The sequence below is a fragment of the uncultured Aquimarina sp. genome (assembly GCF_947495315.1).
Classification (GTDB): domain Bacteria; phylum Bacteroidota; class Bacteroidia; order Flavobacteriales; family Flavobacteriaceae; genus Aquimarina.
Genome location: NZ_CANLYD010000010.1, coordinates 1 through 14,184, shown reverse-complemented (window position 1 = coordinate 14,184; position 14,184 = coordinate 1). Strand labels below are relative to the sequence as shown.

General features: G+C 31.9%; 10 protein-coding genes. All 10 read left to right on the top strand.

From position 1 onward, the window contains the following. Window positions 1-40 precede the first annotated feature (40 nt). The 10 genes from Q0910_RS17040 (at window position 41) to Q0910_RS16995 (ending at window position 13,948) form a co-directional block, all read left to right on the top strand. Window positions 41-481 (top strand): hypothetical protein, encoded by a 441-nt coding sequence (locus Q0910_RS17040; protein WP_299219022.1) that lies wholly within the window; start codon window positions 41-43, stop codon window positions 479-481. Between the two features lie 57 nt (window positions 482-538). Beyond that, the gene (locus Q0910_RS17035) at window positions 539-1,747 is read left to right on the top strand and encodes a DUF2062 domain-containing protein (RefSeq protein WP_299219020.1); all 1,209 of its coding nucleotides are present in this window, start codon (window positions 539-541) and stop codon (window positions 1,745-1,747) included. After that, a complete protein-coding gene (locus tag Q0910_RS17030; protein ID WP_299219018.1) occupies window positions 1,740-5,420 on the top strand; it encodes an MMPL family transporter in 3,681 nt (1,226 codons plus the stop codon). The genes Q0910_RS17035 and Q0910_RS17030 overlap by 8 nt, the downstream gene beginning before the upstream one ends. Beyond that, window positions 5,421-6,962, top strand: a complete 1,542-nt coding sequence (locus Q0910_RS17025) for an NAD(P)/FAD-dependent oxidoreductase (RefSeq protein WP_299219016.1) — start codon at window positions 5,421-5,423, stop codon at window positions 6,960-6,962. Further along, on the top strand, window positions 6,962-8,629 hold the full coding sequence (locus Q0910_RS17020; RefSeq protein WP_299219014.1) for a C45 family peptidase: 1,668 nt from the start codon (window positions 6,962-6,964) through the stop codon (window positions 8,627-8,629). Before Q0910_RS17025 ends, Q0910_RS17020 begins: the two co-directional genes overlap by 1 nt. Before the next feature lie 4 nt (window positions 8,630-8,633). Beyond that, a complete protein-coding gene (locus Q0910_RS17015) occupies window positions 8,634-9,926 on the top strand; it encodes an AMP-binding protein (RefSeq protein ID WP_299219012.1) in 1,293 nt (430 codons plus the stop codon). Window positions 9,927-10,112: 186 nt separating this feature from the next. After that, window positions 10,113-11,063 carry a hypothetical protein gene (locus Q0910_RS17010; protein ID WP_299219010.1) on the top strand — a complete coding sequence of 317 codons (951 nt, stop codon included), beginning with the start codon at window positions 10,113-10,115 and terminating at the stop codon, window positions 11,061-11,063. A 386-nt stretch (window positions 11,064-11,449) separates the two neighbouring features. Further along, window positions 11,450-11,875, top strand: a complete 426-nt coding sequence (locus Q0910_RS17005) for a hypothetical protein (protein ID WP_299219008.1) — start codon at window positions 11,450-11,452, stop codon at window positions 11,873-11,875. Window positions 11,876-12,476: 601 nt separating this feature from the next. Beyond that, on the top strand, window positions 12,477-13,283 hold the full coding sequence (locus Q0910_RS17000; protein ID WP_299219006.1) for an ATP-binding protein: 807 nt from the start codon (window positions 12,477-12,479) through the stop codon (window positions 13,281-13,283). Beyond that, entirely contained in the window at window positions 13,280-13,948 is a 669-nt protein-coding gene (locus Q0910_RS16995; protein ID WP_299219004.1) for a response regulator transcription factor, read from the top strand. The genes Q0910_RS17000 and Q0910_RS16995 overlap by 4 nt, the downstream gene beginning before the upstream one ends. Window positions 13,949-14,184: the final 236 nt, after the last annotated feature.

The window sequence follows — 14,184 nt, the reverse complement described above, 5'->3', positions numbered from 1 at the left end:
ATTTTCTTTACCGGTTTTTAATTTATAGAAATTAACAAAAATGAAATACGTATCCGTGATAATTACTTTCTTAATGCTGTGCACGTTCTTATCCTGTAAAGAAGAAATTTTATTAGTGTCTGCAGTTAAAGAAATAACCATACCAGGAAGGCCAAATGAAAATCAATTTGTCCAATATAAGATACAATTTGAAGTAACTAAAGATGATCAAAACATTGAAATAGAAGATATTATGTTCCCTCAATTAGATATCAAAAAAGAAAAATTAAGATTTGATATTATGGATGTAAGCTCCAATTCAATTATTACAAATATTACGAAGAAAGGGAAGTATTTATTAAATATTAGGCCTGACAATGAGTTTCAAAATCAAATGATCACCACTACAAAAGATGAAATAATAATTTCTTTAGTTGGAAATAATAAGATGGAACAAATCAAAATTTCGTCTTTTGTTGAAAAAACAAAAAGAATTAGGTAATATTTCTATTTGTTTAATCGTATCATATCCTATTTTTGACATGGAAAAAATAACACTGTGACCACAACTACATTACTAGACCATCGTTTTGAGACACTAAATTGCTGTGTTTTCATTCCTACCTATAATAACCAGAAAACATTGGAAAGAGTGATCCAAGGTGTTCTGAAGCATACTGATAGAATTATTATCGTTAACGATGGTTCCACAGATGATACTGCTAGTATTTTAGAAAACTATCAAGATCATTTTACAATTATTACTTTTTCAGAGAATAAAGGGAAAGGAATGGCGCTGAGGGAAGCTTTTAAACAAGCGGACCTTTCGGGATATGATTATATAATCACTATCGATAGTGATGGCCAGCATTTTCCGAGTGATTTAACCTTATTTTTAGACGAATTGGAGAAACAAGACTCTAGTTCATCGTTGTTGTTGATAGGTTCTCGAAATATGGATGATCCATCGGTACCTGGTAAAAGTAGTTTTGGAAATAAATTCTCTAATTTTTGGTATTATATAGAAACCGGTATCAAACTAAAAGATACACAGTCAGGGTATAGGTTATATCCAATAAAGGAGATTAGTAAACTAAAACTATTCACAACAAAATTCGAGTTAGAAATAGAGGTGATTGTTAAACTTGCCTGGAGAAATGTGGAAGTTCGGAATATACCAGTTCAAGTTCTATATGACGAGACCGAACGAGTATCTCATTTTAGACCTTTCAAAGATTTCACTCGAATTAGTATCCTGAATACTTGGTTAGTAACGTTAACTTTGTTGTTTTACTTACCTAAACGACTTATAAATAGAGTAAAAAAAAAAGGGTTTAAGCAATACTGGAGAGAAAATGTATTAAGAAGCAATGATCCTCCAGTAAAAAAAGCAAGTGCGATTGCTCTCGGCTTGTTCATAGGTATTGCGCCCTTATGGGGATTTCAGACTATTTTGGTTATATCATTGGCAATTGCTTTCAAACTAAATAGACCTATTGCATTTTTGTTTTCTAATATAAGTATACCTCCATTAATTCCATTTATTATTTATGGTAGCTATCAGATTGGTGCGATCGCGATGGGAAGAGAAATGGACGTTACCCTTAATATAGAAGATGTAAAATCAGGAACCGATATCTTCAAAAGTTTAGGACAATATATATTAGGGAGTTTTATTTTGGCAACATTGGTATCATTGATTTCAGGAGTCATTGCGTATTTGTATTTTAGCTCTCGCAAATCCAAAAGTAATGCAATAGATGCATAAGTTTTTTCTTTTAGTATATCGGTATATCAAGCAGAATAAATTAATTGCTTGGCCTATAATTATTGGTGTTTTTGCTGTATTTGCATTTTTGGCAAGTAAAATTGGGTTTGAGGAAGATATTACTCGACTAATTCCTAATAGTGATAAATCAGAAGTTACACAGAAAGTTCTAAAAACAGTATCGTTTTCGGACAAAATTGTGGTTAATATCACTAATAAAAATGAAAATCCAGATGATCTTGTAGCGTATGCTTCTGCTTATATCGATTCTATCAATACACATCTTTCTAAATATGTAAAAAAAATACAAGGAAAGGTTGCAGATGATAATGTGATGGAATTATATGATTTTGTATATCAACATCTTCCATTTTTTCTTACTGAATCGGATTATCAGGATATAGATCAGAAAATTAATCCGGACTCTATTGCTAAAGTTATTGAGAATAACTACAAGACTTTGATTTCTCCGACAGGTTTGGTCACCAAAAAATTTATTGTTAAAGATCCTTTAGCATTAACCCCAAAAGGGCTACAAAAACTAGCCCAATTACAGTTGGGAGATAATTACGATTTATATAATGGTTTTTTAATTACTAAAGATCGAAAAAATTTACTGCTATTTCTTACTCCTGCGTTAGCAACTAATGAGACAGGAGAAAATACATTCTTTGTTGAACAGTTAAAAAAAATCACATCCGACCTAAATAATAAGTACTCTGAACAGGCGGAAGCTACTTTGTTTGGAGCTACATTATATGCTGTGGCGAATGCCAAACAAATAAAACACGATATACAGCTTACGGTTAGTATTGCAATGAGCATCCTACTACTGATTTTGATTTTCTTTTATAGAAAACTCACGGTACCACTGATTATTTTTACTCCTACTGTTTTTGGAGCAATCATTGCCATAGCAATATTATATTTGATCAAAGGAAAAATATCTGCCATATCTTTAGGTATAGGCTCTGTATTGTTAGGAATTACCTTAGATTATTCGTTACATATCCTTACACATTTCAGAAATAATAACAATGTAAGAGAGCTATATCGAGACGTTTCTATGCCGGTTATTATGAGTAGTCTAACTACAGCTGTTGCTTTCTTGTGTTTGATTTTTGTAAAGTCAGAAGCGTTAAATGATCTTGGAATTTTTGCAGCCGTAAGCGTAGTAGGAGCATCTGTTTTTGCTTTGATATTTATTCCACAGGTATATCGTTTTTCTGAAAGTAAAAAAGCTAAAAGAAAAACATTTATAGATCGAATCTCGCAAACAGATTTTCATAAAAGTAAAATTCTTATTTCAATTATTGGGGGAGTATTTATTATTGGATTATTTCTGTTTCATAAAGTAGGGTTTAATACAGATCTAAGTACAATGAACTATCAACCGGAAGAGTTGGTAGCGGCAGAAGAAGATTTGGATAGAATCAATAACAATAAAGCAAAATCAATTTATCTGGTTTCATACGGAACATCGCTAAATGAAGCTTTAAATGCCAACAATAAATTATTTGAGACTTTACAACAGAAGAAGTCAAATAAGGAACTAATTAATTTCAGCTCAGTAGGAGGAGTGGTTCTTTCTCAGGAGGCCCAAATTGAAAAAATAAAATTATGGAATGAATTCTGGACAAAACATCGTGTAGATGCTATCACTAATTTATTAAAAGAAAAAGGAAGTGTTGTTGGTTTTAAACCAGAAACATTTACTCAGTTTTACACAACATTAAATTCAGAAATCAAACCGATAAGTTTTACTGAATATCAAAATATCAAAGAATTATATCTTGATGAATTTGTGACTAATGAAGATGGTTTTTCAACAGTGGTTTCTGCAATAAAAGTGGATCACGAGAATGCCGATAAAATCAATACTTCTTTGGGTAAGATAGCAAATACAGTTGTTATTGATCGAAAGCAGCTAAATGAAACTTTACTAGGAAACCTTAAGAATGATTTTAATTCATTAATCGGGTATTCTCTTATAGCGGTAGTCTTATTGTTATTATTGTTTTACAGAGATCCAATGCTAACGTTGTTAACTGCACTACCGATTGCAATTACTTGGGTAATTACGTTGGGAGTTATGAAAATGTTGGGCATAGACTTTAATATTTTTAATGTCATTATTTCCACATTTATTTTTGGTTTGGGAGTAGATTATAGCATTTTTATCACAAATGGACTTGTAAAAGAATTTACGTATGGAGTAAAAGAACTGTCTACATATAAAACTTCTATTTTATTATCGGTAATAACGACCATATTAGGAGTAGGAGTGTTGATATTTGCTAAACATCCTGCACTTCGATCTATTTCTATAGTATCTCTAATTGGGATTTTATCAGCGGTTTTGGTAGCGTTTACGATTCAGCCAATGCTATTTAGAGCATTCATTACTAATCGTGTTAAAAAAGGACTGACACCACTTAGAATGCGTCAAACATTATGGTCACTCTTTAGCTTTGGATATTTTATCATTGGAGGATTTATTGTGTCAATAATTAGTAGTTTGATTATTCCTTGGTTTCCGGCACGTATGAAAAAGAAAATGGCCATTTTTCATAGCGTTACATCTAAGTTGATGAGATCTGTTTTATATTCTAACCCTTTTGTAAAAAAACGAGTATATAATTCAGAAAATGAAGATTTTAGTAAGCAATGTATCATTATTGCTAATCACTCTTCGTTTTTAGATATTATTTCAGTTGGAATGTTATACCCAAAACTGATCTATTTAGTGAAGGATTGGGTGTATGATAATCCAGTTTTCGGAAGAGCAGCAAAACTAGCAGGGTTTTATCCGGTTTCTTCAGGTATAGAAGGTGGAGTAGAGCATTTACGGGAAAAAGTGAAACAAGGATATTCATTAATAGCATTTCCAGAAGGATCTAGAACAGATACCGCTAAGATGAGCAGATTTCATAAAGGATCATTTTATCTCGCTCAAGAATTGAACTTGGATATACTACCTGTGGTAATTCACGGTAATGCTCAAGTATCTCCAAAAGGTGATTTTATAATTCACGATGGTGCGGTACAATTAAAGATTTTACCAAGAATTACTGAAGATAATAAAGAATTTGGAAGTGGTTATGCAGAAAGAACTAAAAAGATAAGTGCTTATTTTAGAGAACAATTTTTTGAGGTACAAAAAGATCTGGAAGGTGTCGATTATTATAAAAAAGCATTGCTAAATAATTATAGATATAAAAGTTGCTTTAAAGAAATCAAAGCTGATTATGCATTACATAAAGAAAAATACTATAAGGCTGCAAGTTTCATTGATCACAAAGATCGTGTTTTGCAATACAGCGATGATTATGGACAGTTTTTACTATATCTAAGTTTTAAAAGGCCGTATGTTAAGCTAAAGGGAATACTTACTCAAGATGAAAAATTGGCTATCGCAAAAAACTGTTATAGTACTAAAAGAAATAAAGTGGAATTTGTAGATGATCAGGATTTGACATCGACAAAATTTGATGTACTTTTGTTACATACAGCTACACCAATACAACCACAATACATAAAAGAAATACTATCAGAAGGTATAAAGCGAATTATTATATTTTCTGAGAGTAACGAGTTTCCCGAATTAATGAAAACTACTTTTAGAGTAGATATTCAAGAGTTTGGGTTAACAGTTTTGAATAGAATAAAATAGATGCAAGAGAAATTCGATGTCATTATTATTGGGAGTGGATTAGGAGGATTGGTTTCTGCAAATATCCTTGCCAGAGAAGGTAAAAAGGTATGTGTTTTAGAAAAGAACAACCAGTTCGGAGGTAACCTACAGACTTTTGTTAGAGACAAAAGTATATTTGATACCGGTATTCATTATATAGGAGGTTTGGATAAAGGACAGAATCTATATCAGTACTTTAAGTATCTGGATATTATGGACGATCTGAAAATCAAAAGAATGGATATTGATGCCTATGATGTAGTAACTTTTGATGATGATAAGTTCGAGTATCCACACGCACAAGGATATGATAATTTTGTAAATCAGTTGGTGAAGTTTTTTCCGGAAGAAGAAAAAGGAATAAAGGAATATGTCGATAAGGTAAGGGATACTTGCTATAGATTTCCGCTCTATAATTTACAAGAAGGAGATCGATATTATGGAGAAGATCTGTTAACACTTAAAGCTAAGGATTATATAGATAGTGTTGTAAAAGATCCCAAATTAAGAGCAGTTCTTGCCGGTTCCAATCTATTGTATGCAGGTGATCCAGATAAAACTCCATTTTATGTACATGCATTATCTATTAACTCATACATGGAAAGTGCCTGGAGGTGTATTCAGGGAGGAAGTCAGATTGCTAAGTTATTAGTAAAAAGATTTAGAGCGCTGGGAGGTAAAATTTATAAGTATCAGGAAGTAAATAAATTTAATTTTGAAGAAGGTCAACTAGTCTCGGTTTCCACCACCAAAGACGACACTTTTGTTGGTGATAATTTTATTTCTAATGTGGATCCAAAACTTACCTTACAGATTATCGGTAAAGAGCGTTTTAGGAATTTATATTATAAGAGGATTCAAAATACGGAAAGTATTATATCTTCATTTAGCATATATATTGTTTTCGAAAAGGGAACTTTTCAGTATATCAATAAAAACTATTATCATACAAGCTCACCAGAGAAAGTATGGACCACACAAGAATACAAAGAAGAAAATTGGCCAGAAGCATATTTGATTTCTACCACTGAAGATATTAAAAATCCAGGTTTTGCAGAAAATTTAACTTCTATTGCCTATATGCGATTTGATGAAATGGAACCTTGGGCAGACACTTTTAATACGGTTGCAGAAAAGAATGATAGAGGAGAAGACTATGAGGAGTTTAAACAACGTAAAATCGAGGCATACTTAAAAGAGATAGAGAAAAAATTTCCAAATATTAGGTCTTGTATAAAATCAGTACATACTTCTACACCTTTGTCTTATAGAGATTATATCGGTTGTTACGAGGGTTCTATGTACGGTTTTGCAAAAGATGCAGAGAATCCGATGAAATCTTTTTTATCACCAAGAACTAAGATTCCTAATTTATTATTTACAGGTCAAGGATTAAATATGCACGGTGTGCTAGGAGTAACAATAAGCGCAGTTGTAACTTGCGGAGAATTAGTAGGTAAAGAATATTTACTAAAACGAATTAAAAATACTTTGGAAGAAAAAGAATTATCCGATTCATAATGAGGAATTTTTTCTATTATATATTTTTTCTGTTTGTTGTAATAACATCATCATCTTGTGGTGTAAAGAAGTCATTGGCAGCGAGACCTGATATTTCAGGAATCGAAAATGTCGACACAACTAGAATAAAACATAGTTCCACGTTTTTCACCCTTAATAATAACCTTCTTCGTAAAAATAAGCAGGGATTATGGGAAATGTACCTTGAAGGAAAACCACTAGAAAGAGGAATTGCTGCTGGAAGTTTAGGGAGAGAATTGATCAAAATACAGGAAGACGCTTTTATCGGAAAGATTACAGAACTTATTCCTTCAGAAGGGTATCTTAAGTTTTTAAGTAAAATCATAGCTTGGTATAATCGTAAGTTACACCTTAACGTTCCAGAAGAGTATAAAACCGAAATTTACGGAGTTTCTAGATATGCCTCTAATGATTATAATAACTTTGCAGAACCTTATGTACGTATGCTCTATGCGCACGGAGCGCACGATATTGGACATGCATTACAAGATTTAATGCTGGTAGGATGTACGTCTTTTGCTGCTTGGGGTGATAAAACTGAAGATGGGAAATTACTTATCGGACGTAATTTTGACTTCTATGCAGGAGATGATTTTTCCAAAGAAAAATTAGTCACTTTTATGAATCCTTCAGAAGGCTATAAGTTTATGACTTATGGATGGGCAGGAATGATGGGAGCATTATCCGGAATGAATGAAGAAGGATTGACTATTACGATTAATGCTGGTAAATCTAAAATTCCATTGGTGGCTAAAACGCCTATATCTATTCTGACAAGAGAAATATTGCAATATGCTTCTACAATTGATGAAGCTATAGCGATTGCTAAAAAAAGAGAAGTCTTTGTGTCAGAATCTATTATGATAGGTAGTGCCAAAGATAAAAGAGCAGCGTTGATAGAGGTTTCACCAAATAATTTTGGAGTTTATAATGTTCCTAATACCAATCAATTGGTGTGTTCTAATCATTTTCAGAGTGATACTTATGTCGAAGATAAGCGTAATCAAAAAGCAATAGCAGAAAGTCATTCTTTCTATAGATATCAGCGAATGACAGAGCTTTTATCGGAAAATGATAAACTGAATCCAGAAAAAGCAGTAGCCATATTAAGAAACAGAGATGGTCTGGACAATGGGTTAATAGGATATGGTAATGAAAAGGCTTTGAATCAAATGTTAGCGCATCACGGAATTGTATTTCAACCCGAAGAACGGAAAGTTTGGGTTTCTACAAATCCTTATCAAATGGGAGAATTCGTTGCTTATGATTTAGATGAAGTTTTCGGAAGATTAAAAGAACAAAAGGAAGAAGTTGTGATTGCTTCAGAATCTCTAAATGTTTCGGAAGATCCATTTATTCATACCCAAACGTATGCTAATTATGAGGTATTTAGGGTGCTAAGTAGAAAAATTGAAGCTGCTACCGATACAGAAGAAAAGGTATCAGAAGAGGAGCTTTCAAAATTTCAAAATTTAAACCCTAATTATTGGGCGACATATTTTGTGCTTGGAGAATATCATTACACACAAAAAGATTACAAAAAGGCATTAGTAGCTTTTAAGCAAGCTATGAAAAGAGAAGTAACTACAGTTCCTGATATGGAGAATCTAAAAAAATATATCAGAAAGTGTGAACGAAAAATATAAGTTAATGATTAGGAATATAGATCAATCTACACTAACAGAAATATCAATTCTTCAGAATAAAAAACTTCGGGAGTTAGTAGATTTTGTTTCGCAATATTCTCCTTACTATAGAAGATTGTTCGCTACGCTTGATATTTCAGAATCAGCTATCAAAACCGTTGAGGACCTTAAAAAACTTCCTATCACTACCAAGGATGATTTACAAGCATATAATGATGATTTTTTATGTGTACCTAAATCAGAAATTGTGGATTATGTAACCACCTCAGGAACTTTAGGTAAACCAGTTACCTTTGCCCTCACAGAAAAAGACTTAGAACGATTGGCTTATAACGAAGCGGCTTCTTTTGAAACTGCAGGAGTAACCAAAACAGATGTGGTACAACTAACCACAACCTTGGATCGTAGATTTATGGCTGGTCTTGCATATTTTTTGGGAACAAGAAAATTGGGCGCAGCCATGGTTCGTGTTGGGTCCGGTATTCCGGAATTACAATGGGATTCTATAGAACGTTTTCAATCGACATATTTAGTAGTAGTCCCTTCATTTTTGTTAAAATTGATCTCTTATGCAGAGACACACGGTATTGATTATAGAAACTCTTCTGTAAAAGCTGCTATATGCATAGGAGAACCACTAAGAGATCAAGATTTTAATCTAAATACCTTAGGAAGCAAGATCAAAGAGAAATGGGATATTGACCTGTATTCTACCTATGCGTCTACTGAGATGAGTACGGCATTTACAGAGTGCGAAGCACATCAAGGAGGACATCACCTCCCTGAATTGATCATTACTGAGATTCTTGATGAACAGGGTAATGCGGTTAAAGAAGGAGAAGTAGGGGAGTTGGCAATCACTACGCTTGGTATTGAAGCAATGCCTTTGTTACGTTATACTACAGGTGATATGGTACAGGCACATACGGAACCGTGTAGTTGTGGGAGGACTACTATGCGTTTAAGTCCTGTACTTGGTAGAAAGAAGCACATGATTAAGTATAAAGGAACTACATTATATCCGCAAAGTGTCATAGAAGTACTGACCAGTTTCGAAGGATTAGGAATGTATGTAATCGAAGTAGTGATTGGCGAGCTTGGTACGGATAGATTATTAATTCATGTATCTGATTCTTTAAATCCTTTGCAACAAAAAGAACTAAAAGAACATCTTAGAGCGAACTTAAGAGTAGTCCCGGATTTAATACTAAATACCAAAGAAGCTCTAAAAGCGAAAAAATTCCCTGAGATGAGTCGTAAGCCTATTTCTTTTATAGATTCTAGAGAATCCCTTTAGAATTTTTCAAAATATAAATTTTATTTATTTGATTTCAATATAGAAGGAGATTTCTCTTATAGGTTAAAGAAGTTTGTTGTGGGGTTTTCGGGAAATCTGCAACATGAATAAAAATAATTCGTATTTTTAAGAGCCTACTTATTACAGCTATATTTATATTGATTATTAATCTTAAAATTTATGAGTATGAAGAGAATTCATCAGTTAAACGCCATGAATGTTGGTGGTTACGTAAGTAAAGAACATTTTGATAAAGCTACATCAGCTTATCAAGAAGAGTTTCCTGGAATAATTAATTCTATAACTATTAAAAAAGAGATTATTGTAAAAGCGTTAAATTCTCATGAATGGATTTCCGGCATTCGATTTATGTATGGATTAGATGATCCTATGAATCCTAATTCGATACGTGTATTTTTAATTCCTTGCACACATACCAGTGAAAATCTTGATTTATCAAAACCATTAGTAGCTAAATATGGGTACTATGATCATGCAGGTCATTTAAATACTTTAACAGATGTTGTAAAAGGTATAACAGCTTATGTAGGTCAAATGACTAAAATGGATGATACCTTAATCTATAAGGAAGTAACAAGAGGTAATTTTTTAGGTAAGAATTCATTACTAGATTTAGTAAGTCACGAAAATTGTGAATGTGTATCGATAGATTTTGGATTACAAGGAAAGGTATTAAAACCTGTTTTTCGACCGATTAATAGTAACTCGGCATTTATTGAAGAGATTTATATGAACGTTACTAATCCTTGTCCTCCATTTTGTGGAGATCCTGATAGTGATCCTCCTTGTAAAACAGAATTAACAGTATCTATGTTTTCGAACGAAAAAGAACTAGATATATATCGTTATTTCAGAGATTTTATATTATTGGAGTTGGAAAATGGAGAGGTACAATATGAAATGTACTATTTTATTTCACCTTTGATTACTGCTATGATAGATGAAAGCGAAAACAAAGAAGAAGAGTTAAGAATTACATATTACGAAAAGATTGTCCCGTTTAAAGAATTACTAGCAGAGAAGAAATTTGATGAAGCAAATAATTGGTTAAAAGAGACGTTTGAAGAATGGGTATCCAAATGGCAGGTTTCTTTTAATGTCCAAGAGTTATCTTAAAAAAATCAATAAATTAGGTTATAATACCTGACTGCACGTCGCGTCGTACAGTCAGGTTTTTTGTAGGTTATTATTCCTCTCCTTAGAATTATAGGTTAGATGAGGAAGTACATATTTTACGAATTTATTTCAGATTACTTATAAAATAATTTTTATTCTTTTGGTTTTCAATCAAGAGGGAGATTTTACTTTTAAATCGAATAAATTTTTCACATTTATTTAACGAAATATGTAGCATTTATACTAAATTTAGAGAATGTTAATTTAAATTTAATAGTGATATAAAAAAATCATTATTAGTTTATCTTGAGCAGATTATTTACAAACTGTTACCCTATATTTTGTAAGCTTATTTAATCGTATTACTAATTTAAACCAAAAACAAAATGAACCCGGACAACGAAAACACAATTTCTAAAGACACAGGAGCACAATGGACAGCAAACTGGAGAACACAACATCCTAATGTGGTAAATGCATTTTTAATACCTGCTGTTGATTTTGTAGAAGTATTAAATGAAATTGGAATACTAGATGATGCTGCCGCACAACAGGCACAAACAAATGCTAACAATTTAAATTCTAAAGTAAGAGGGTATTTAGCTATTGATGGTGATGGTACAGAAAAAATAATCTTTGTTGGAACAGAAAATGTTGATGGAGTCTATAGAGATATCATTGATGGTACAGTGGATGGCAATCCTACAACGTTAAAATCATCAGCTTCAGATACTACAACTAGTGGGATTTATGATTTTACAACGCCTTGTCCTCCAGATTGTGATCAGAACAGTCCTTTAAATCAGCAATAGTGGATTTTAATTTTTTTTCACTTTTAAATGTATTTACGATTACATTTTTAATATTTAATACATTTTTATTCTTAAAAAGCTTTATCAAATTTGGTAGAGCTTTTAAAGTATTATCCTGTTATCTTTTTTTTGTTAGCTTAATTCAATTAGCAACAATTTTTGTAGCAAAAATTTTACACAAACCGAATTTATTTTTATCTCATTTCTATTTCATTTCTCAATTTATTATTCTTTCTATTTTTTACAGAATATTGCTTAAAAATAAATTTATACTATATCTATTACTACCAATTTTTGGTGTTTTAACTTACCAATATATTGATGATCCAGACATTTTTTTTAGATATCATGCTATTGGAATATCAATTACACAAAGTATTTTAATTGTATATGCTATAGTATACTTATATAGATGTTTACAAGGAGAAAATTTATTTTTAATAGTAAATGTAGGTTTGTTTTTATATTTGGTATCTAGTACGTTAATATTTGCTTCGGGTAACTTGATATTTAATTTAAATATTTCGGATTCGATGAATTTTTTACTAATTAATACAAATCGTATATTATACTTTTTATTCCAAATCCTAATCTTTATTGAATGGAGAAAGAATTACTACAAGAAGATTCCCAAATCATAGTGATTATCTTAATTGCTATTTTGGTCTTATTACTTATGGCAGTGGCATTAGTGCTTTTCTTTTTCTTTTCTCGTAAAAAGATTATTGCTACAGAGCTGGAAAAAGCAACGCTAGAATTGTCTTACCAAAAAGACCTGTTGCATAGCACTATAGAAACACAAGAAGAAGAACGTAAACGAATAGCACAGGATCTGCATGATGCTATTAGTGCAAAACTTAATGTGGTAAGTCTTAGTACCAATGTGCTAATAGATGGCAAATTAGAGAAAAATGAGCAGGCACATACCTTACAACATATATTATCGGTAACCACCAGAACTCTAGAAAGTTCTAGGAGATTAGCTCACAATCTGTTACCGCCGATTTTAGAAAACTTCGGTCTTCAGGCGGCTATAGAAGAACTTTGTGATGAGTTTATAAGTAGTAAAAAAGTAAAAATAAATTATGAGATAAAATATAAAGATCTATTGTCTAAAAGCAATGAATTGCATATCTTCAGGATTATTCAGGAACTTCTAAATAATTCGGTCAGACATGGTGAAGCAGAAAATATAAGATTAAAAATAAATGAGACTAACGAACAATTAGATTTAGAATACTCTGATGATGGAAAAGGATTTGATATAAAGTCGGTAAATAAAAATAAGGGAATAGGCCTCAGAAATATTGAAAGTAGAGTAGAGATACTCGATGGGAAGCTTTCATATCATAGTGAGATCGGTAATGGAGCAACTTTTAATATTAGCACTAAAAAACCTCAACCATGAAAAAAGATATCATTAAACTAGCCATAGCCGATGACGAAACATTATTTAGACAAGGAATTACTTTCATCCTGGATAAAGAAAGTAATATAGAGATTTGCATTCAGGCAGAGAACGGCAATGATCTGATCAAACAATTAAATCTAACAAGAGATTTACCGGAGATTATTTTAATGGATCTTAAAATGCCAGATCTTAATGGAGTAGAAACCACTAAGATTGTCAAGAAAAAGTTTCCCGAAATCAAAATCATCGCACTAACCAGTTATTATAGCAAACCTTTTATTACTAATATGATGCAGCAAGGCGCCGTAGCGTATCTTGCCAAAAATGCTACACCTACAGAGGTTATAAGTACCATAAACCACGTAGCAATAAAAGGTTTTTATTATGATGAAAATGTGATGAGTATTCTGGAAGAAGCTTCTTTGAAGATGAATAAACAATCCAGAGAGGATGAGTATTTAACCAAACGAGAGCGAGAAGTTTTAAAACTAATTTGCGAACAAAAAACTACAATAGAAATAGGAGAACAATTGTTTATCAGTCCAAGAACAGTAGAAGGGCATCGTAATAATTTATTAGTAAAAACGGGTTCTAAGAATATTGCAGGTCTAGTTATACACGCTATAGAGAACCAAATATTTGTACGGAACGCAGAGTTTTAAATGAAAAGCTTTAAGTGAAAAGTGTAAAATTCGTCGATTCGAGTGCTTCGACCAAAGGTAGAAGTGTATCGAGAATAGGATTTTGGATCAAAAAAAATGTTGATAAGAAATTGAAATTGTATTTGAATTTGTAATCGAAACAAACTTTTTTCACCTAAAACCTAAAACCTAAAACCTAAAACCTAAAACCTAAAACCTAAAACCTAAAACCTAAAACCTAAAACCTAAAACCTAAA